General features: G+C 65.2%; 19 protein-coding genes and 2 tRNA genes. 11 read left to right on the forward strand and 10 right to left on the reverse strand.

Annotated elements, in window-relative coordinates; all coding sequences use genetic code 11:
- Positions 1–75: 75 nt before the first annotated feature.
- Positions 76–873, forward strand: a complete 798-nt coding sequence (locus tag M1D32_RS08565; RefSeq protein WP_458781808.1) for an HNH endonuclease family protein — start codon at positions 76–78, stop codon at positions 871–873.
- A gap of 71 nt (positions 874–944) precedes the next feature.
- Here the strand turns inward: M1D32_RS08565 and def are convergent, their stop codons facing one another.
- The 3 genes from def to orn all read right to left on the reverse strand — a co-directional run bounded on the left by def (position 945) and on the right by orn (position 2,406).
- On the reverse strand, positions 945–1,517 hold the full coding sequence (gene def, locus M1D32_RS08570) for a peptide deformylase (RefSeq protein ID WP_458781809.1): 573 nt from the start codon (positions 1,515–1,517) through the stop codon (positions 945–947).
- A gap of 99 nt (positions 1,518–1,616) precedes the next feature.
- Positions 1,617–1,689, reverse strand: a tRNA-His gene (locus M1D32_RS08575).
- Positions 1,690–1,818: 129 nt separating this feature from the next.
- Positions 1,819–2,406: an oligoribonuclease gene (gene orn / locus M1D32_RS08580; RefSeq protein ID WP_458782142.1), complete on the reverse strand. Its 588-nt coding sequence runs from the start codon at positions 2,404–2,406 to the stop codon at positions 1,819–1,821.
- Between the two features lie 210 nt (positions 2,407–2,616).
- On the opposite strand from orn, the gene mptB reads away from it, so the two are divergent.
- On the forward strand, positions 2,617–4,179 hold the full coding sequence (mptB, locus tag M1D32_RS08585; protein WP_458781810.1) for a polyprenol phosphomannose-dependent alpha 1,6 mannosyltransferase MptB: 1,563 nt from the start codon (positions 2,617–2,619) through the stop codon (positions 4,177–4,179).
- Here the strand turns inward: mptB and M1D32_RS08590 are convergent.
- From M1D32_RS08590 to M1D32_RS08600, 3 genes are read right to left on the reverse strand one after another with little or no spacing between them, the layout of a single operon-like run.
- Positions 4,172–4,855, reverse strand: a complete 684-nt coding sequence (locus tag M1D32_RS08590) for a DNA alkylation repair protein (RefSeq protein WP_458781811.1) — start codon at positions 4,853–4,855, stop codon at positions 4,172–4,174. The genes mptB and M1D32_RS08590 overlap by 8 nt on opposite strands.
- Before the next feature lie 7 nt (positions 4,856–4,862).
- Positions 4,863–5,612 (reverse strand): alpha/beta hydrolase, encoded by a 750-nt coding sequence (locus M1D32_RS08595; protein ID WP_458781812.1) that lies wholly within the window; start codon positions 5,610–5,612, stop codon positions 4,863–4,865.
- A 2-nt stretch (positions 5,613–5,614) separates the two neighbouring features.
- The gene (locus M1D32_RS08600; RefSeq protein WP_458781813.1) at positions 5,615–6,760 is read right to left on the reverse strand and encodes a LacI family DNA-binding transcriptional regulator; all 1,146 of its coding nucleotides are present in this window, start codon (positions 6,758–6,760) and stop codon (positions 5,615–5,617) included.
- A gap of 171 nt (positions 6,761–6,931) precedes the next feature.
- Here M1D32_RS08600 and M1D32_RS08605 point away from each other — a divergent pair, with 171 nt between their 5' ends.
- From M1D32_RS08605 to M1D32_RS08615, 3 genes are read left to right on the forward strand one after another with little or no spacing between them, the layout of a single operon-like run.
- Positions 6,932–8,101 carry a Gfo/Idh/MocA family protein gene (locus tag M1D32_RS08605; protein ID WP_458781814.1) on the forward strand — a complete coding sequence of 390 codons (1,170 nt, stop codon included), beginning with the start codon at positions 6,932–6,934 and terminating at the stop codon, positions 8,099–8,101.
- The gene (locus M1D32_RS08610) at positions 8,101–9,315 is read left to right on the forward strand and encodes a dihydrodipicolinate synthase family protein (RefSeq protein ID WP_458781815.1); all 1,215 of its coding nucleotides are present in this window, start codon (positions 8,101–8,103) and stop codon (positions 9,313–9,315) included. The genes M1D32_RS08605 and M1D32_RS08610 overlap by 1 nt, the downstream gene beginning before the upstream one ends.
- On the forward strand, positions 9,312–10,151 hold the full coding sequence (locus tag M1D32_RS08615) for a sugar phosphate isomerase/epimerase family protein (protein ID WP_458781816.1): 840 nt from the start codon (positions 9,312–9,314) through the stop codon (positions 10,149–10,151). The genes M1D32_RS08610 and M1D32_RS08615 overlap by 4 nt, the downstream gene beginning before the upstream one ends.
- Positions 10,152–10,273: 122 nt before the next feature.
- Here the strand turns inward: M1D32_RS08615 and xylB are convergent, their stop codons facing one another.
- Complete coding sequence (xylB, locus tag M1D32_RS08620) at positions 10,274–11,692, reverse strand: xylulokinase (RefSeq protein ID WP_458781817.1); 1,419 nt, start codon at positions 11,690–11,692, stop codon at positions 10,274–10,276.
- Positions 11,693–11,694: 2 nt separating this feature from the next.
- Positions 11,695–12,882 (reverse strand): xylose isomerase, encoded by a 1,188-nt coding sequence (gene xylA, locus M1D32_RS08625; protein ID WP_458781818.1) that lies wholly within the window; start codon positions 12,880–12,882, stop codon positions 11,695–11,697.
- A gap of 139 nt (positions 12,883–13,021) precedes the next feature.
- On the opposite strand from xylA, the gene M1D32_RS08630 reads away from it, so the two are divergent.
- The 3 genes from M1D32_RS08630 to M1D32_RS08640 all read left to right on the forward strand — a co-directional run bounded on the left by M1D32_RS08630 (position 13,022) and on the right by M1D32_RS08640 (position 16,143).
- A complete protein-coding gene (locus tag M1D32_RS08630) occupies positions 13,022–14,248 on the forward strand; it encodes an ROK family protein (RefSeq protein WP_458781819.1) in 1,227 nt (408 codons plus the stop codon).
- 77 nt (positions 14,249–14,325) lie between these two features.
- Positions 14,326–15,147 (forward strand): CPBP family intramembrane glutamic endopeptidase, encoded by an 822-nt coding sequence (locus tag M1D32_RS08635; protein WP_458781820.1) that lies wholly within the window; start codon positions 14,326–14,328, stop codon positions 15,145–15,147.
- Positions 15,148–15,207: 60 nt separating this feature from the next.
- Positions 15,208–16,143 (forward strand): lysostaphin resistance A-like protein, encoded by a 936-nt coding sequence (locus M1D32_RS08640; RefSeq protein ID WP_458781821.1) that lies wholly within the window; start codon positions 15,208–15,210, stop codon positions 16,141–16,143.
- Between the two features lie 85 nt (positions 16,144–16,228).
- Here M1D32_RS08640 and M1D32_RS08645 read toward each other — a convergent pair.
- Positions 16,229–16,301 (reverse strand) — tRNA-Arg (locus tag M1D32_RS08645).
- Positions 16,302–16,517: 216 nt separating this feature from the next.
- On the opposite strand from M1D32_RS08645, the gene M1D32_RS08650 reads away from it, so the two are divergent.
- The 3 genes from M1D32_RS08650 to ettA all read left to right on the forward strand — a co-directional run bounded on the left by M1D32_RS08650 (position 16,518) and on the right by ettA (position 19,522).
- Complete coding sequence (locus M1D32_RS08650; RefSeq protein ID WP_458781822.1) at positions 16,518–17,081, forward strand: single-stranded DNA-binding protein; 564 nt, start codon at positions 16,518–16,520, stop codon at positions 17,079–17,081.
- A gap of 121 nt (positions 17,082–17,202) precedes the next feature.
- Positions 17,203–17,787 (forward strand): DUF6993 domain-containing protein, encoded by a 585-nt coding sequence (locus M1D32_RS08655; RefSeq protein WP_458781823.1) that lies wholly within the window; start codon positions 17,203–17,205, stop codon positions 17,785–17,787.
- A gap of 52 nt (positions 17,788–17,839) precedes the next feature.
- A complete protein-coding gene (gene ettA, locus M1D32_RS08660) occupies positions 17,840–19,522 on the forward strand; it encodes an energy-dependent translational throttle protein EttA (RefSeq protein ID WP_163164096.1) in 1,683 nt (560 codons plus the stop codon).
- Positions 19,523–19,642: 120 nt separating this feature from the next.
- On the opposite strand, the gene M1D32_RS08665 is transcribed toward ettA, so the two are convergent.
- Entirely contained in the window at positions 19,643–20,623 is a 981-nt protein-coding gene (locus M1D32_RS08665) for an acyl-CoA thioesterase (protein ID WP_458781824.1), read from the reverse strand.
- Positions 20,624–20,646: the final 23 nt, after the last annotated feature.

A 20,646-nucleotide genomic window follows, 5' to 3' on the forward strand; every position in this document is an offset into this window, starting at 1 on the left:
GGATATCGGCGGGGATGGCAGCCGGCTGTCCTAGGCTCTTCTGGTGCGTAAACATACCGGAAGGGCAGGCATCCCGTGACCGTGACCTGGTCCGCCTATCGGCGTGCCCGGCGCCGTTCCCGGCAGGCATGGGTAGTACTCGCTGTTGCTGCTGTCTCGGTGTTGGGGGCCCTGTTCTGGTTCTTCACCGCCGGCCAGTTTGCCGTAGCGGAGCCCTCCGCGTCCGGGCCCACAGCAGCCCCCGTCTTTGACCCTGCCTGGATGAAGCCCGTTGTGTCCGTCTATCCGGTGCCCCCAGGAACTGCCCTCTCAGCGCTCGACGGGCTTGCCGTGAAAGGACGCGCGGCCAAGGACGACTATAGCCGGGAGGCTTTCGGGCAGGCCTGGCAGGACGTTGACCGCAACGGCTGTGATACCCGCAACGACATCTTGCGGCGTGACCTTGCGGCTGTTGTGTTTATGGAAGGGTCCAAGTGCCGTGTGGCAGCCGGCTCCTTCCACGAACCGTATATTGGGCAGTTCATGGACTTCCGCCGGGGCTCGGAAAGCAGCCGGGCAGTCCAGATTGACCATGTCGTCGCCTTGGGGGACGCGTGGCAGAAGGGCGCCCAGGGGCTCACGGCAGGGGAGCGCCAAAGCCTCGCCAACGATCCGCTGAACCTCATCGCTGCGGACGGACCCGCCAACCAGCAGAAGAGTGCCGGCGATGCAGCCACGTGGCTCCCCAAGAACAAGTCCATCCGCTGCCACTACGTGGCCCGCCAGATCTCCGTCAAGGCTGCTTACGGCTTGTGGGTCACCGAGGCGGAGAAGGACGCCATGAAGCGCGTGCTCGGGTCCTGCCCGGACCAGCAGACGATTTCGGCCCGCTAAGGGGTGCGCGCTGTCCGCTGATCCTCGGATGCCGACGCACGGGGAGGCCACCCCTCGCCCCGCCATCGGACCTAGTGGCCGAAGGGGTCCGGGTCCACGCCCGGCATCCAGGTCAGTCCGGGAACTCCCCAGCCGTTTTTCTTAGCCTGCTTCATGGCCTTGCGGGCGTAGCGGTCCATGAGGCGGTTGACGTAGAGCTTGCCGTCAAGGTGGTCGTACTCGTGCTGCATCACGCGGGCGAACCACCCGGTCGCCTCGAACTTCACCGGCTGCCCAAAGCCGTCAAAGCCCTCCACCCGCGCCCACTCGGCACGCTTCAGCGGATACTGCCCACTGGGGAAGGACAGACAGCCTTCCTCTTCCTCGTCGGGGTCCGGGACAGCCCCGGAAATTTTGGACAGGGTGAGGACCGGGTTAACCAGCACGCCGGTGGGGGGAGCGCCGTCGTCATTGGCGAATTTGTAGACGAAAATCCTTTTGCCCACACCAACCTGCGGCGCCGCGAGGCCAACACCGTTGGCTGCGTCGTTCGTTTCGAACATATCCGCGATCAGGGTACGCAGTTCGTCGTCGAAAACTTCCACCTCGGCTGCCCTGCGGTGCAGCACGGGCTCCCCCCAGATGGTGATTGGCAGAACAGTCATCCCAAGGTCCTTCAGCAGTATCCTGTGCAAAAGAAAGGAGGCCACACCGGATATCCGGTGCAGCCTCCTTTGCGGACGGCTGAAATACCATCCTGTGAGGGTGAGCTACGGGGGTTGAACCCGCGACCTCCTGGACCACAACCAGGCGCTCTGCCAACTGAGCTAAGCCCACCATGCGCCCTGCAGATTTACCGGTGAACCGGCTCTCTGGAAAGGCAACTCAAATAGCTTACCTGCTCTTCAAGGGTGCTTTGTCCACTTTTGCCGATTTCACTGAAAATTCCCGCAAACGTGGCGCAAATTACGCTTCGGGCTGCTGGGGATCGCCGGCGGTGGTGATGCGCTTCGCAATCTGCTGCGCCGTGGCGCTGTCCGGTCCGGGCGGCGGAACGAACACGGCTTCCCGGTAGTAGCGCAGTTCATCAATGGAATCCTTGATGTCCCCGAGAGCGCGGTGGCCGCCCTTCTTGGCGGGCGACTGGAAGTAGGCCCTGGCGAACCAGCGCCGGGAGAGTTCCTTGATGGTGCTCACGTCGATAACGCGGTAGTGCAGGTGCTCCACTACGGATGGCATGTCGCGGGAGAGGAACACTCGGTCAGTGCCCACCGAGTTGCCTCCCAGGGGTGCCTTGCGCGGATCAGGCACCCACTTTTCGATGTATTCCATGACTGCTGCCTCCGCCGCGGCCATGGTGGTTCCGTGAGGGAGCTCCTTGAGCAACCCGGACTTGGTGTGCATGTCCCGGACGAAGTCGTTCATCTGGGCCAGGGCAGCATCATCGGGTTTGATCACTACGTCCACCCCGTCACCGAGGATGTTCAGTTCGGAGTCCGTGACCAGGGCCGCCACCTCGATCAAGGCGTCGTTCTTGATGTCCAGACCGGTCATTTCGCAGTCGATCCAGACGATTCGTTCGTTAGATATAGGCACCCGACCAGCCTACCGTTACACCTCCCGGCTACCTGCCGGTGCTAGGATTTCGGGTACGCGGCGGGACCAGTTGCTGTCGTTGTAACCGCCTCGGCCGGCCCGTGCAGCCCGCCGGGCAGAACCGCGCCAAGCAAAGAGCGCAAACCCAAGAGATTGGACGATCCTGACATGACGGCGCCTGTGCCTGCAGCGGGGGAGCTGGCGGCCGCGGACACTGCCGCCGCAGCAGTAGTCGGGGCCGAAGTCGACAATCCCCGCTCGCCGCTCCTGGCCGGATTCGCGGGGTCAATGTTCATGCTGGTCGGGTCCCTGGGGGTGGGCTGGCTCGCTCCGGTCTCGGAACTCCGCCGGATGCCGCTGTTCATCTGGATGCGTGCAGAAGCAGCAGGAGTGGCCCTGTCCATCGTCCTGCTCGCGATTGGCGGGATGCTCCTGGTCCGTGCCTGGCTCCGGCTGGGCCAGCGCGTGCGTGTCTGGGGAGAAGAAGCGCGCAAAGCGACACTGATGGCAGTAGTCGCCTGGGGACTGCCCATGATGTTCAGCGTGCCGCTGTTCAGCCGTGACGTGTACGCCTACATCGGCCAGGGCCGCCTGATGGTGGAGGGCTTCAACCCGTACGAGAACGGCATCTCGGCGTTATCGAACTACTTCCAGTTGGGCGCCGACAAGATGTGGACCGAAGCGCCGGTTCCCTACGGGCAGCTGTTCCTATGGATCGAACAGTTCGTTGTGTGGGCCACCAACGTCCAGCCTGAGACCAGCGTGATGCTGTTCCGGCTCGTGGCCGTAGCCGGCGTGGTCCTCTGCGTGATCTATGTCCCGAAGCTTGCCGAACTGCACGGGGTCAATCCCCACCGTGCCCTGTGGCTTACGGCGGCCAACCCCCTCTTCCTCACCAACTTCATCGCCAGCGTCCATAATGACGCCCTGATGATTGGCCTTGCGTTGGCGGGGCTTTACTACTCGGCCACACGCCGGGTGGTCCGGGGCATCGTCCTGGTGACACTCTCGATCGCCGTCAAACCCATCACCATTGTTTTCCTGCCCTTCATTGGACTGCTGTGGGCCGGGAAGAACGCGGGCTGGCTTCGCAGGTTCGCTTTTTGGGGACTCACAGCGGGATTGAGCCTCGGGATCCTGGCCTTGATGAGCCTGGTGAACGGTTTCGGCTTCGGCTGGATCAACGGGCTCTCGGCACCGGGGAGCATCTTCATCTGGTACGCGCCGGTCGGGCTGATCGGATTGGTGGTCGCCTCACTGGCTAACTCGTTCGGGCTGGACGGATGGCTCCTCGCCGATTGGGTGTTCGACGCCGGGAAGCTGCTGGCCGTGGGAATCGTCGGCTGGCTGATCTTCAGGGGTGAGCACGACCGCCTGATCCGCCGGCTGACTCTTGCGTTTGCGGCGATTGTAGTGCTGGCGCCGATGATCCAGTCCTGGTACGTGGTGTGGCTGATCCCGTTGTTTGCCGTGACCGGCATCCGCAACGACTGGCAGGTCAAGGCCCTCTACTTTGTGGTCTCGTTCTTTATGATTTACGCCATTTCGGACCAGCTGGAGGTTTTCCCTTACCTTCAGACCGCGGACCTTGGGTTGGCGCTGGCCCTGGCGCGCGTAGCCGCTGCCGTGACCGGACTGCTGTTCGGCCTCTACCTTGTCTTCTGGGATCCCCGCACCCGAAGCCTGTTCCGGAAGAGTTCCAATCCCGTGGTTGAGCGCCCCGTCATTTAGGCAGGTGCTTCAACGCCTCCTGGCGTGACAGCGGGCTCATCCTGTGTCCGCGTGCAGCCACGAAATCCGACACCCAGCCCGGCTCCGTCTTTGCGTACTCACGCAGGGCCCAGCCGATCGCCTTCCTGATGAAGAACTCCGGGTCGGCAAGGTTCGCATCGATGACGCGGCGCAGGAGTTCGGGATCAGTGCCCGCTTTGGCTTTGAGCTGGGCCGTGATCGAGGCCCGCCTGATCCAGACGTCCGGGTCTGTGCTCCAGCCCAGAATCACCTCGGACATCTCGGCATGGTGTGCCTCCAGCAGCGAGCAGATCCGGCCGGCCACACCATCGGCGAAGTCCCACCAGGCACCCTGGCGGATGATCTCCTCGTAAACCGGAAGCATTTGCAGGTCCGCGGCCACCAACGTGCCGAGGGTCAGGTCGATGGCCGCATACCGCTCCTCGCGGAATTGCGCACCGCGCCACAGTTCCAGCACGGTGGCCCGCTGCTCGCCGGCTGAGCCGAACGGATACCGGGCAACAGCAGCCATGGTCAGCCGGCGCACCTCCGGTACCCGGACACCCAGGAACGGCATGGCGGATTTCATGTACGCCTGCGCGCCGGCAGCACGCACAGGATCCGCCACTTCACGGAGCCGGGCGCGGATGGTATCGAGCACGTCCCGGTTCACCATGGGGGAATCAGAAGGCGCTGGGGGAGGGGTGGGTCCAGCCCGCCCGGCCCAGCCAGCCCGCACACAGCGAGCTCCACTGATCGGGCCCGGGCACGCCGTCGGCAAGGCCCAACCCGTGGCGTCCATGGGGAAAAACATGCAGCTCAGCGGGCACTCCCGCACTGAGCAGGGCGCCTGCGTAGCCGAGGCTGTGGCTTACCGGTACGGCGGCGTCGTCGGCCGTGTGCCAAAGGAACGCCGGCGGCGTTTCACTGTTAACCTGCTGTTCTGCTGACAGCTCGGCCAGGACGTCCGACGGCGGCGCCTCACCAAGGAGGTTGTCCACCGAACCCTGGTGCACTTCCCGGGTGTAGGAGACCACCGGGTAGCACAGGACGGTGAGGTCCGGAACGGCCCCGGGAACATCGAGGTCAGAGCTGCCGGTGGCCACTGCTGTGGAAAGCGTCGCCGCAAGGTGTCCGCCGGCGGAAAAGCCGAGTACTCCGACGCGTTCGCTGTCAACAGCGAGGCCGTGGGCACCATCGCGAATGTGGAGCATGGCCTGCTTTGCATCCTCGAGCGGCGCAGGGTGCCGGTCGGGGGCAACCCGGTACCGCAGGACAAAAGCGTGAATGCCCAGCCCGGCGAGCCACTCAGCAACAGGCTCCGCTTCATGGTCGGCCTGCCGGGCGTAGCCGCCGCCTGGGAGGACCAGGACCGCGGGCCGGTCGCCAGTGGCGCCGGTACGGGAGGGAACAGCTGTCAGGCGGGGCGCCACGGTCAGGCCGCCGTCTCGGTGCTGCGCCGGAGCGTCACTTCGCCGGTGATCGGACGCGGCCGCACGACGTCGGCGCCTCCCTTGTCTGTACCGCCGGTGCCTGTGTCCCCGGATTCCCCTTCCGGCATTTCCCCGGCCGCAAGGGCTCCCGGGGCTGTGGCACGGGTGGCAAGGCGCCCGATCTCTTCGAGCGGCAGCCGGACCGTGGAGAGTGCGGGGCGGAAATCGCGGAGCGTCTCTATGTCGTCGAAGCCGGCGATGATGGCGTCGCGCGGAATGCGGAGCCCCTGTGATCGAAGGGCAGCGGTGGCGCCGATGGCCATCACGTCGTTGACCGCGAAGATGCACAACCTCCTGCCGCCCGCCGCATCCCCGGATCCCGCCTGGCGATCCTTAATCAGCCCGGCAAGCTTGAGGCCCGCCTCGTAGCCGCCCGCCCTGTTGAAGGCGGTGCGCAGGATGTCCGCCGGCTCGCGCCCTGCCGCTGCCAGGCCCTCCTGGAAGCCGCGCACCCGGTCGTCCGAGGTGAAGAGTCCCTCCGGGCCGCCGATGATCACAAAGTCGCCGTCCCAGCCGGAGGCAAGTCTGCCCGCGAGCGCTGCGGCGAGTTCCTGGTTCGGCACGGACACCACGTGGTAGCCCTCCTCCGCCGTCGCACCAACAACCGGGTGGCCCACAACCGCTACCCGGCCGCCGTTGCGGCAATACCTGTCCAGTTCGGCAGCCAGTTCCGCATTGCCCTCCTGGTTCTCCGGCTGGGACGAGCGGGAACCTGCAATCACGATGGAGTCGGCGCGGCGGGCGGCAAAGGCTGCCACGGCTTCCTTCTCTTCTGCCGGAGCTCCGCCGGTGGTGGCCAGCAGGACCATTTTGCGTTGCTCACGTGCCGCTTCCTGGACGCCCCGGGCAATGGCGGCGAAGTAGGGGTCGGCGATGTCGTGGACAATCAGGCCGATCAGACCGGAGCTGGATTTGGCCAGGCCCTGTGCCTGCGCATTGGGAATGTAGCCCAGGGAGTCAGCGGCCTGCCGGACCCTGTCCGCGATGTCCGGGCCCGGTTTGCGCGCGGAACCGTTGAGGACACGCGAGGCGGTGGCCGGCGACACGCCGGCGAGCCGCGCCACCTCGGTAAGGGTACTTGCAGCCACAGCAACTCCTGAAGGCTTTAAAGGGACAGTAAGCGTGCTCACATTATGGCAGTTACAAACGCTTTCCGGAAAGCGCTTGCCAATACGTGCGCGCCGGTGCATCATGGATGTAGTGGGAATGCGCTTTCCCAATCAGCTTGAGTACTACTGCTCACTCACCGTGGAGGACACATGGGCTTCGAAACTAAGACGATCCGCATTGCCATGAACGGCATCACCGGCCGGATGGGCTACCGCCAGCACCTGCTGCGCTCCATCCTCCCCATCCGCGACGCCGGGGGCTTCACTTTGGAGGACGGCACGCGCATCCAGGTTGAGCCCATCCTGGTGGGACGCAACGAGGCCAAGATCCGTGAACTCGCGGAAAAGCACAAGGTCTCCGAGTGGAGCACCGACCTCGACGCCGTGATCAACGACCCCACCGTCGACATTGTTTTTGACGCCTCCATGACCAGCCTTCGCGCTGCCACACTGAAGAAGGCCATGCTCGCCGGAAAGCACATCTTCACGGAGAAGCCCACCGCCGAGACCCTTGAAGAAGCCATCGAGCTGGCCCGCATCGGCAAGGAAGCCGGCGTGACCGCGGGCGTTGTCCACGACAAGCTGTACCTGCCCGGCCTGGTCAAGCTCCGCCGCCTGGTGGACGAAGGCTTCTTCGGCCGCATCCTTTCCATCCGCGGTGAATTCGGCTACTGGGTCTTCGAAGGCGACGTCCAGGCTGCACAGCGCCCGTCCTGGAACTACCGCAAGGAAGACGGCGGCGGAATGACCACAGACATGTTCTGCCACTGGAACTACGTCCTTGAAGGCATCATCGGCAAGGTCAAGAGCGTCAACGCCAAGACCGCCACCCACATCCCCACCCGCTGGGACGAAGCGGGCAAGGAGTACAAGGCCACCGCCGACGACGCCTCCTACGGCATCTTTGAGCTCGAGACCCCGGCCGGTGATCCGGTCATCGGCCAGATCAACTCCTCCTGGGCAGTCCGCGTCTACCGGGACGAGCTCGTGGAATTCCAGATCGACGGCACCCATGGTTCCGCCGTGGCAGGCCTGAACAAGTGCGTTGCCCAGCAGCGCGCACACACCCCGAAGCCGGTCTGGAACCCGGACCTGCCCGTCACGGAATCCTTCCGGGACCAGTGGCAGGAAGTGCCTGCCAACGCTGAGCTGGACAACGGCTTCAAGCTGCAGTGGGAAGAATTCCTCCGCGACGTCGTTGCCGGCCGCGAACACCGCTTCGGACTGCTGTCTGCCGCCCGCGGTGTCCAGCTCGCTGAGCTCGGCCTGCAGTCCAATGACGAACGCCGTACCCTCGACATCCCGGAGATCACGCTCTAATGACCTCACTCATCCTTCCCTCCCACGACGGCGGCACCAGGCAATACCGGCTCCAGGGCGCTACGTCCTGGGCCCGTCCCACCGCCCCGCTGACAGCCCGCCGGGCCTACGCCGCAGCACACGTCATCCCCGAGGTCCTGGCGGACAACACCCCCGGCGCCCCGGCGCGGCTCGACTGGGAAGCCACCATGGCCTACCGCCACGAGCTGTGGTCATACGGCCTTGGCGTTGCCGATGCCATGGATACCGCCCAGCGCGGCATGGGCCTGGACTGGGCAGCCACCCAGCAGCTCATCAAGCGCACCGGAGTCGAGGCCGCCTCGGTGGTCTCGTCCGGCAACGCGGCCACGGCCGGCAAATCGGTCCGGGACCTGGTGTCCTGCGGAGCCGGCACGGACCAGCTGGACATCGATTCCCTTCCCGTCGGCGAAGCCGGACTCAAGGCAGTCCTCGAGGCGTACCGCGAGCAGATTGCCGTGATCAGTGAGGCCGGACCCAAGGTCATCATTATGGCCTCGCGTGCCCTGGCCAAGGTTGCCGCCGGCCCCGAGGACTACCTCAAGGTGTACTCCACCCTGCTGCAGGAAGTGGACCAGCCGGTCATCCTGCACTGGCTCGGCACTATGTTCGATCCCGCCCTCGCCGGCTACTGGGGCTCGGACGATGTTGCGACGGCCACGGACACGTTCCTGGGGCTCATCAAGGACAACGCGGCGAAGGTGGACGGCGTCAAGGTCTCCCTGCTCGACGCCAGCCACGAGGTAGCCCTCCGCGCTGCGCTCCCCGAAGGCGTTCGCCTCTACACCGGCGACGACTTCAACTACCCGGAACTGATCGATGGCGACGGCAGCCACCACTCCGACGCCCTCCTGGGCATCTTCGCCGCCATCTACCCGGCAGCTTCAGTGGCCCTGCAGAACTACGATGCCGGCAACGGTGCCAAGGCCCGGGAGATTCTGGATTCCACCCGCGAATTGGGCAAGCACATCTTTAGCGCCCCCACGTTCTACTACAAGACCGGGATCGCGTTTATGTCCTGGCTCAACGGCAAGCAGCAGGGCTTCCAGATGGTGGGCGGACTGCACTCCGGCCGGTCCGTATGCCACCTCGCCAAGACGTTCGAACTGGCAGACCAGGCCGGACTGCTCCGGGATCCGGCGCTCGCCGCTTTCCGGATGTCTGATTACCTGCGGATCAACGGAGTAGGAGTATGAGCGACTTCTCGCGCCTCGCCATCAACAGCGCCACTACCAAGAAGTGGACCCTCGCCCAGGTCGTGGAGGGCTGCGTCAACGCCGGGATCCCGTCCATCGGCCCTTGGCGGGACCGGGTGGAGGAAGCTGGCCTGGACAAGGCAGCGCGCCTGATCAAGGACGCCGGCCTGCGCGTCTCCTCCCTGTGCCGCGGCGGATTCCTGACCGCTGCGGACCCTGAGGGCCAGGCCGCCGCACTGGCCGACAACCGCGCCGCCATCCTGGAAGCTGTGGCCCTGGGCACCAAGGAACTGTTCCTTGTTGTCGGCGGACTGGCGCCGGGCGAGAAGGATGTGGTGGCCGCACGCCAGCGCGTCGCGGACCGCCTCGCCGACCTCGCTCCCTTTGCGGAGGAAAACGGCGTCCGCCTGGTCCTTGAGCCGCTGCACCCGATGTACGCGGCGGACCGTGCCCTGATCTCCACGCTGGGGCAGGCCCTCGACCTTGCGGCGCCCTTCGACGCCTCCACTGTGGGCGTCGCGGTTGATACCTTCCATGTCTGGTGGGATCCCGAGCTCAAAGCCCAGATCGACCGCGCTGGCCGGGAGAACCGCATTGCCTCCTACCAGGTGTGCGATTTCAACATGCCCATCGCCGCCGATCCGCTGCTGTCCCGTGGATACATGGGCGACGGCGTAGTGGACTTTGCCACCATCGGCACCTGGGTGCGGGACGCCGGCTACACCGGTGACATCGAAGTGGAAATCTTCAATCAGGACATCTGGGACACGGACGGCAACACCGTCCTGGCCACAGTGAAGGAGCGCTACGCGGAGCTCGTCCTCCCGTACGCCTGACACGCTCTGGATGTCCTCTCCAGACCGCGGGCTCCTGCTACGTCACGGCAGGAGCCTGCGCCCCACCCCAAAAAGACCCGGCCCGCCATCGGCGGTCCGGGTCCTTTTGTTGGTGAGGATACCTAGGCGTACAGCGAGGCGCACCTGCGGTAGCGGGCAAGCACCCCGCCGTCGTCCTGCCCCGCGGGGAGGTCGACGGCGTCGAGCGCCCACTGCGGAAACTGCCCCGTGAGTGCCGAGGCGGCCTGGCGCGCGGCGCCGTCAGCCACGTATTCCCCGGGACGCGGCACGGTGACTTCGATTCCCAGCAGCTGCGCTACGGCCTCCTGCACGGCCGCGGACTGTGCTCCGCCGCCCACCAGGATGATCCGCCTGGCCTCGACTCCCTGCTGCTGGAGGGCCGCCAGCCCGTCAGCCAGCGAACACACCACGCCTTCGACCGCTGCGCGTGCCAGATTCGCAGGGGTGTAGTTGTGGCGGGTAATCCCATGCAGGGAACCTGTGGCGTCCGGCAGGTTCGGCGTGCGCTCGCCGTCGAAATACGGCACGAGGGTCAAGCCCCCGGCGCCGCTTTTGGCGGACAGCGCCAGCTCGGTGAACTCCGGCAGGCTGACGTCCAGCAGGCCTGCGGTGGCGTCAAAAATCCGGGTGGCGTTGAGCGTGCACACCAGCGGCAGATAATTGCCGGCGGCATCGGCGAACCCTGCCACCAGCCCAGACGCATCGGCGGCGGCGGTACCGGACACGGCGAAGACCGTTCCGGACGTGCCCAGCGACATCACCACGTCGCCTACGCCGGCACCAACACCCAGCGCGGCTGCTGCGTTGTCCCCGGCGCCGGCGGCCACGAGGGCGCCGGCGGGAGTTTTGCCTGCGACGTCCAGCGGGCCCAGCACTTCGGGCAGGTGCGGGACGTGCCCCAGTGATGACTCCAGGACCTCCGGAATGTACCGGCCGGCCGCCGTCGAGTAATAGCCCGTGCCGGAGGCGTCCGACCGGTCCGTGGTCAAGGCCATGAGGCTTCCCGGCCCGCTGCCCTCGCCGTAGCCCAGAAGCCGCCAGGTCAGCCAGTCGTGCGGCAGGCACACCGCAGCAACCTTCGCCGCGTTCTCCGGCTCATTCTCGGCCAGCCAGTGCAGCTTCGTGAGCGTCAGCGACGCTACCGGGACGGTACCCGTGGCACCGGCCCAGTAGCTGGCGCCGGCGGCAGGGTCGCCGTCACCCGCGGTCCGGATCAGCTCCAGCGCCGCACCCGCACTGCGCGTGTCATTCCACAGGAGTGCAGGCCGGATCACCCGCCCGTCGCTGTCCAGGCACACCATGCCGTGCTGCTGGCCCCCGACCGAAACCGCCGCTACGTCGTCCATTCCGCCGGCCTTCGTTATCGCCTCCTGCAGGGCTGCCCACCAGTGGTCCGGGTGGACTTCGGTGCCCTCCGGGTGGCTGGCCCTGCCTTCGCGGACCAGTGCTCCAGTGTCCGCATCACGGATCACCACTTTGCAGGACTGCGTGGAGCTGTCGATGCCTGCTACCAGTACCATGGTCAGCGTGCGTTGAGGAGGTGTTCGATGGCGAGCTGGTTGAGGCGGACGAAGGCGAAGGAGCGTTCGGCTGCTTTGTCGGCGTCGAAGTCATCGAACGCGGTGGTGTCGTTGAGCAGGTCGGTGGCGGTTTCGCCGGCGGCGAGGGTGCTTTCGCCGAGTTCGAAGACGCCGGAGGCGGCGAGGGCTTCCTGGACCTGGGGGTCGGCGCGGAAGGCCAGTGCGCGTTCTTTCAGGAGCAGGTACATGGCCATGTTGGCTTTGGCCGATTCCCAGACGCCGTCGTAGCCCTCGGTGCGGGAGGGCTTGTAGTCGAAGTGCCGCGGGCCTTCGTAGCGGGGGCCGCCGTTGGGGAAGCCGTTTTCGAGCAGGTCCACGGTGAAGAACGAGCTGGTGAGGTCGCCGTGGCCGAAGACGAGGTCCTGGTCGTACTTGATCCCGCGCTGGCCGTTGAGGTCGATGTGGAACAGCTTGCCGGCCCACAGGGCCTGGGCGATGCCGTGGGTGAAGTTCAGCCCGGCCATCTGCTCGTGCCCGGTTTCGGGGTTCAAGCCCACGATGTCGCCGTGTTCGAGCTGGGCGATGAACGCCAGGCCGTGCCCGACGGTGGGCAGGAAGATATCGCCGCGGGGTTCGTTGGGCTTGGGCTCCAGCGCGATCCGCAGGTTATAGCCCTTGTCCTTGATGTACGCCGCGGCGGTGTCCACGCCCTCGCGCATCCGGTCCAGGGCCGCGGAAAGGTCCTTGGACCCGTCGTATTCGCTGCCCTCACGCCCGCCCCACATCACAAACGTCTCGGCGCCGAACTCGGCAGCGGAATCAATGTTCCGCAGGACCTTGGACAGGGCAAAACGGCGGATCGAACGGTCATTGGAGGTGAACCCGCCGTCCTTGAACACCGGGTGGCTGAACAGGTTGGTGGTCACCATCGGGACCTTCAACCCGGTCTCGGCCAGGGCCGCCTTGAAGTTCTTCAGGATCAGCTCCCGCTCCGAGGCCGTGGCCTCAAACGGAACCAGGTCATTGTCATGGAAGGTGATGCCGTACGCGCCCAGCTCCGCGAGCCGGTGCACCGCCTCCACCGGATCCAGCGCCGCACGGGTAGCAACACCAAACGGGTCAGCACCGGTCCAACCAACAGTCCAAAGACCAAAAGTGAACTTATCAGCGGGCGTCGGGGAAAGAGTCATGATGCGTCCTTGCACTAGTGGTACCGCCGTCGGTCTGGCGGTTAGTTTATCGCTTGAACTATATAAGCGTGATTACGCTAAGGTCAATAGCAAAGGGAACGCAACCCACGGTCCCGCATCGAGTACGAGGAGGCCGGCCATGGCGAACACAGCAACGGCGACAGCGTCGGATGCCGCCACTCCGGGGAGCATGGGCGACGTGCGCCGGAGCAATCTTGCTCTCGTGCTGGGCACAGTGGCACAGTCTCCGGCCGGGTTCCACCTGACCCGGGCGCAGATTGCAGCAGCCACGGGACTGACCAAGGCGTCCGTGTCCAGCATTGTCCTCGACCTTCTCGAAGCGGGCATTCTGCACGAAATCGGCCTGAACCCCCAGGGCGAGCGCGGCAGGCCGGGGGTCGGACTGGAATTGAATCCTGCACGCGGTGTCATGGGTATGGAAATCAACGTTGACTACATCGCCGCCGGCGCCACCAGTCTTTCCGGAGCCGTGGTGGTGCAGGAGATTCGTGAACGGGACAACCGCGACGCTGCAAGTGCGCCTGTGATGGCTGCCCTCGCTTCGTTGGCCGCCGAGGTACGGGCGGCGGCCGCAGCCAAAGGCATGGAGGTTCTGGGCGGAGGACTGGCTGTTCCTGGACTCGTGGATGCCGGCAGTGCAACTGTCATCACTGCCCCCAATCTGGGCTGGGTGGACGTAAAGCTGGACGTTGCCCGGCTGCTTCCCGGCCTGCCGCTGGGTGTCACGCTGTTCAATGAGGCCAATGCTGCTGCCCTCGCCGAACTGGCCCACGGTCCCTACCGCAAGCAGGACTTCCTCTTCATCTCCGGCGAAGTGGGTGTTGGCGGCGGGCTGGTCATCAGGTCGGAGCTTTTTACCGGCCCGGAAGGGCATGCCGGGGAGGTGGGCCATATCGTGGTCGACCCTGAAGGCGGTCCCTGTTCATGTGGTGGAACGGGCTGCCTGGAAACGATAGCCGGGCAGGATGCGATTTTTGCCGCCGCCGGGATTGAAGGAAAGCGGCAGGCGAGGTCGGAAAGCATGACCGCCCTGGTGGAGGCGCTTGCTGCGGAGATGCCGGATGCAGTGCTGGCCGTGCAGCGTGCCGGGCGGTCCTTGGGCGTCGCCATTGCCTCCACGTCACGGGTTACCAACATCAGAGCCGTTGTGCTCGGCGGGCACTTCGCCGTCCTGGAGCATTGGCTGCGCCCGCCGTTGATCGAAAGCCTCAGTAAGTACGCCCCCGGAAAAGTTCTCCCGGAAAACATCACCACTGCCGCTGTGGGGGAGGGCGGAGCCCTGCTGGGTGCCGCGGGCAGCGTGGTCCGTTCCCTCCTGGAGGCGCCGCACCGGCTCCACTCCTAGCGTCTGCCGCGGTGCTGGCGCGCTTGGGAGCCGGGGCGGAGAATGGAAGCACCTTGCAGTGACTGTTCGGAGCCGTCATGCGCCGTTCCACGGGCTGGCTAAAACACCACAGGCTTTTGGCTTTCTTTGTCCTGACTTACGCGATTTCCTGGGCGTCATGGCCCGCTTATGCGTCAGGGCTGATTCCCCGTATGGAATTCCTGCCGGTGGGTCCGCTTGCCGCGGCAATGATCGTCATTGCCCTGGCCGACGGCCGTGCCGGCTTCCGCGCCTGGGGGCTTCGGCTTATATATTGGCGCGTCGGGTGGGTGTGGTACGCCGTGGCGCTTCTCCTCCCCGCCGTGCTTGTCCTGGCCGCGGGGCTGACCACCATGGCGCTCGGGGACTCCGCCCCGGGCCTGGCACAGCTGACGTGGAGCGGACTGCTGACCGTTTTCGCCGTCCGGCTGGTCAATCCGCTGGACGGGCCATTGGGTGAAGAACCCGGTTTCCGTGGCTACGCCCTGCCGCTGCTCCAGGTGTCCCGCCCTCCGCTGGTGTCCGCAGCCATTTTGGGCGTCCTCGTGGCCCTGTGGCACCTGCCGCTGGTCCTCTTTAGCGGGCTAAGCCTTATCGGGCTGCCGACGACGTTTGCCATTACCTTCCTCTACGTGTGGCTCTTCAACCGCACGGGCGGCAGCGTCCTGCTGACGATCCTGTTCCACAACGGCCAAGGCACGTTCACCATGGGTTCCTTCGGCTTCACCGGAGGCGGAGCTGCCCGCGTGGAATTGATCTACTTCGTCGTCGTCGTTCTCGCGGTTCTGGCAACTGTGGTGCTGGACCGTGCGGCCTGGCGCGAGGCACCCCGCCAAGCGACCGCCGCCGGCGCTTTCTCTCTCAGGGGGCGCCCCAGGTAACGACGGCGGGCCGCAGGGCTTTCGAACTGGTGCCTGCCCGGACTGGAAGGAGAACACACCATGACCCACGAATTTCATCCATCCCGCAGGCTCCGAGACGGGAGCACAGCGGCTGAACCCGGCAGCGGCAAGCTCCGGCGCTGGATGACCAGGCATGGGTTGCTCGCCTACACGGTGCTGGCCTACGGGGTCACCTGGCCATTGTTGATCGCCGCCTACTTTGGGACTGAAGCGGGTGTCCTGGACCCCGATGGAGGCCTGGCGGGCATGATGAACCAGGTCGCTGCCGGCGGGCCACTCATCGCAGCCGTGGTTGTCCTTGCTCTGACCCAGGGCCGGCGTGGCGTGTCCGGACTGGCGCAGAGCATCGTCCGCTGGCGGGTCCATCCCCTGTGGTACGCATTCGTCTTTGCCGCCATTCCGCTGCTCGGCGTGGCTGCGACCTGGGCTTTTTATCCCGGCGCGTTGGCCGCAGTACCGGGCCAGAACTGGTCGATGCTTTATACCCAGTTGCCGTTGGGCATCCTGAGCATAGCCCTCTTCACCGGGCTGGCCGAGGAACCCGGATGGCGCGGGTACGCCCAGCCGGCCGCCAACCGGCGTTACCAGCCCTTGCTTGCGACGCTGGCCGTATCGGTGATCTGGGCACTCTGGCATCTTCCGAATGCCCTGTTCGTGCAAAATCCGACCGAGACCGCCGCCCATGTGCTGGCCACCGTGGTCAACGGCTTCGTCCTGGCCTGGGCCTACAACTCCACCAGCGGCAGCGTCCTCATCGTGATGCTTCTGCATGGGGCACAGAACGCCACGGGCGGACTGATCCTTCAACTTTTCGGCGGTTCCGCCGACGCCCCGACACCCACCACGTACTACCTGATCTCCGCGATAACGTTCGGTGTGCTGATGGCGGTCGTAGCCGTTATGACCCACGGACGGCTGGGCGTCTCCCCGAGGAGCCTGCGCGGGACTGAAGCGGAGTCCTTCGGCCAAACCTGAGCCTGGCATGGAAGCATCTGAGGCATATAAAAAGCCAGAAACGGCTCGGGCCCGCGTTGCCGCAGGCCCGAACCAATTCCACAAGTGCCCCAGGAGGGAATCGAACCCCCGACCGGCGGATTAGAAGGCCGCTGCTCTATCCCCTGAGCTACTGAGGCAATGGCTTCGGAGCTGAAATCCGGCGCCTCAAAAAGTTTACATTGCCGGAAGTGCCGGTGCTGCCGCTGGTGGGCCATGGCGACTGTTCCTCCACAGGCGGCTGCAGAGGGCTGGTTGTTCACATACGCAAGCCGAAGCCTCCCCGGTGAACCCGCACGGGCGGGATGCTGGTCCTGCCTGCTAGGGCATCACCACATGAAGACAAGGACGTAAAGATGAGCGACACCATAACGATCCGGGGCTTCGTTGCCACCGAGATCAAAAGCTCCACAACTACGGGGGGAGTGGCCACGGCTTCTTTCCGCATCGGGTCCAATTCCCGCCGCTTCGACAAGCAATCGGGCACCTGGGGCGATGGACACACGAACTGGTTCACGGTTCAGGGCTACCGCCACCTTGCGGGCAGCATGGGTTGCAGCATCAGGAAAGGACAGCCGGTCATCGTGGTTGGCAAGTTGAAGATCCGCAGTTGGGAAAAGGACGGCCGGGTCTACTACTCGCACGTCATAGATGCTGACTCCGTGGGCCATGACCTCACGTGGGGTACCGCCAACTTCACCAGGTCCTCCACCAAACCACTTCTGTCGCTCGTGGAGCAGGAGCCTTCCACCGACGGCGAACCCCTTCCCGGCGCGGACGGACCGTTCGACGAGCCGGAGGACAGTGAGGAAGACCTGGACGGCGGCGATGATCCTGCTGCAGCTTTCATCGAAGACAGCAACGGCGACCTTCTCGCCCTGGACCTGGAAACGGGGGAACTCGCCGAATCCGGAGTTTAGGAATTCCCTGTATCAACGTCCCCCTTGGATCCCTTGGCGGGCAGGACCGCGGCACCCCCCGGCCGCGCCCTGCCCGCCCAGGCTGTGAAACGTCCTCCCGACCACGTGGCAGAATGACACCATGCGGACCAGCCCCGACCACCGGCAGAACAGTACGGCCGGCGCATCGTCGGCCGCTCCTTCCGCTTCACGGCATGCTGCCGCACACCGCCTGCTGGCAGCCACGACTGGCGCCGCCCTGGTAGTTGCCTTGTCAGGGTGCGTGGGCGGGGCGCCGGATGCCCAGCCTGGCGTGGCTGAACCGGCAACTGCGGCGTCACCCACTGCCGCCTCGTCCAATGGACCCGGGTCCTCCGAGACCTCTGCCGGGCCGCTGGCGGATACATCCGGAGGTCAACTGGCTGGTAGCCCGGAGGCCGCTACCGAAACGGTCAGAAAGACCGTCACGGACGCCCTGGGCAGGCTGGCGGCGGGATCTCCCAAGCCCGCTACCGCGCAGGTGACCGAAGCCCTGACTGGAGCGGGACTGAACCCGGCTGCCTTGCAGGTTTCCCAGAGCCGGACCCCCACCGGCCTGGAAGCCGACGCCATCGAAGCCTCCGTGCTTCAAGGCAGGGACTGTGTCATCGGCCAGGTCCGTGACGGTGCCGTCACAGTGACTGTCCTGCCGGTACTCGCCAGCGGCAAGTGCTTCGTAGGCTCCTGATCCTGGTTCACCGAATGTGAGATATGCCCGCCAACCCACTAGATTTGGAACCATGGCGGAATTTATCTACACAATGACCAAGGCCCGCAAAGCCGTTGGCGAAAAACTCATTCTTGACGACGTAAGTATGTCCTTCTTTCCCGGCGCCAAGATCGGTGTTGTGGGCCCGAACGGTGCCGGTAAGTCCACCATCCTCAAAATCATGGCCGGGCTGGACACCCCCTCCAACGGTGAGGCCCGGCTCAGCCCCGGCTACAGCGTGGGCATCCTCCTTCAGGAGCCACCCCTGAACGAAGAAAAAACCGTCCTGGGCAACGTCCAGGAAGGCGTGGGGGAGATCTACGGCAAGATCCAGCGCTTCAATGAAATCTCCGAGGAAATGGCCAGCCCCGATGCTGACTACGACACCCTCCTCGAAGAGATGGGCCACCTGCAGGAAGCCATCGACGCCGCAGACGCCTGGGACCTGGACTCCCAGCTGGAGCAGGCCATGGACGCGCTCCGCTGCCCACCGGCGGACGCCGACGTCACAAACCTTTCCGGTGGTGAGCGGCGCCGCGTGGCCCTGTGCAAGCTGCTCCTGCAGAAGCCGGACCTGCTGCTCCTGGACGAGCCCACCAACCACCTGGATGCAGAGAGCGTGCTGTGGCTCGAACAGCACCTGTCCACGTACGCAGGCGCAGTCCTGGCCGTCACCCACGACCGTTACTTCCTGGACCACGTGGCCGAATGGATCGCCGAAGTGGACCGCGGCCACCTGTACCCCTACGAAGGCAACTACTCCACCTACCTGGAGAAGAAGCGGGCACGCCTGGAAATCCAGGGTAAAAAGGATGCCAAGCAGGCCAAGCGCCTCAGCGAGGAACTGGAATGGGTGCGGTCCAACGCCAAGGGCCGCCAGACCAAGTCCAAGGCCCGTCTCGCCCGCTACGAGGAAATGGCGGCAGAGGCAGACCGGACCCGCAAGCTTGACTTCGAAGAAATCCAGATCCCGCCAGGACCCCGCCTGGGCGGCCTGGTGCTGGAGGCCAAGAACCTGCAGAAGGGCTTCGAGGACCGGACCCTGATCGACGGCCTGTCCTTCAGCCTGCCCCGCAACGGCATTGTTGGTGTCATCGGCCCCAACGGCGTCGGCAAGACCACGCTCTTCAAGACCATCGTCGGATTGGAGCCGCTCGACGGCGGCGACCTGAAGATCGGTGACTCCGTCAAGATCTCCTACGCGGACCAGAGCCGCGGCGGCATCGACCCCAACAAGACCCTGTGGGAGGTCGTCTCGGACGGCCTGGACTTCATCCAGGTCGGCCACGTGGAAATGCCTTCGCGTGCCTACGTTGCCGCTTTCGGATTCAAGGGCCCGGACCAGCAGAAGAAGGCCGGCGTGCTCTCCGGTGGTGAGCGCAACCGCCTGAACCTTGCCTTGACCCTCAAGCAGGGCGGAAACCTGCTGCTCCTCGACGAACCCACTAACGACCTCGACGTCGAAACCCTCAGCAGCCTGGAAAACGCACTGCTGGAATTCCCGGGCTGCGCCGTGGTGGTTTCGCACGACCGCTGGTTCCTGGACCGGGTGGCCACGCACATCTTGGCCTACGAAGGCGACGAGGAAAACCCGTCCAAGTGGTACTGGTTCGAGGGCAACTTCGAATCCTATGAGGAGAACAAGGTGGAGCGGCTGGGTCCGGACGCGGCAAAGCCGCACCGGGTCACGCACCGCCGCCTCACCCGCGACTGACTGAGGCAACCCCGGCCAAGCCAACCCGCCTGGCAGCAGGCGCGGACGCAGCAGTGACAAACAGGCCGGCACCCAAGGGTGCCGGCCTGTTTGCGCGTTAACGGGGATAATTCAGCGGGGCTAGTCCCGGACAGCCTTGCGGATCTGGTGCTCCATGACCTTGGACTGGAAAGCGCCCACCACCTTGTTCTTCAGGTCGGTGGGCACGCGGACCATCCCTTCCTGCGCCACCGAGGCAACGTGCTGGCCTGCCTGGTTGAAGATCTTGCCCGTCGCCAGTCCGCGTGCGCCCTGGGCACTCGGCGACTCCTGGACGTACAGCAGCCACTCGTCCACCCGGGCCGGGCGGTGCCACCACATGGCGTGGTCCAGGCTGGCAACGTTCATCCCGGGAGTGATCCAGCTCAGCCCGTGGCGTCGAAGGATCGATTCCAACAGCGTGTAGTCGCTGGCGTAGGCCAGGGCCGCGCGGTGCAGGTTGGGATTGTCGGGCATGGGGCCGAAGGTTTTCATCCACACGGCATTGCGTGCTTCGCGCTCACCCTTTGCTGACACGTACAGCGGGGGATCAACGTGCCGGATGTCGAAGGGCCGCTCATACGCCCAGTGCCGGGCCACCGGATGGTCGAACTTTCCCAGCAGGTCCGCCGTGCTGGGCAGCGACTCGGGGTCAGGAATCCCGCTGGGCATCACCGACTCGTGCTCAAGTCCTTCGTCCTCGCCCTGGAAGGAAGCGATCATCGACAGGATCGGCACGCCTTCCTGGTACGCATGGACGCGGCGGGCGGAAAAGGACCTGCCATCACGCAGGCGCTGCACGCCGAAGGTGATGGGCTTGTTCGCATCGCCGGGGCGCAGGAAATAACCGTGCATGGAATGGACAAAACGGTTCGGGTCCACAGTCCTGATGGAGGCAATGAGTGACTGTGCCAGTACTTGGCCGCCGAAGACCCGGTGATGGGGCTGCTGCTGTGACGGGCCCAGGAAGATGTCCTCGTCCGTCCGGGCGCCTTCCAGCTCACCAAGGTCAAGAAGGGAGATGAGCGATGAGGTGGGGTCTCCGCTGGGGAGCGCCAGGAGTTCGGCGTCGGCTTCAGTCATGGTTCGACTCTAGACGGCGCCCC

Source organism: Arthrobacter sp. D3-16 (genome assembly GCF_054408515.1).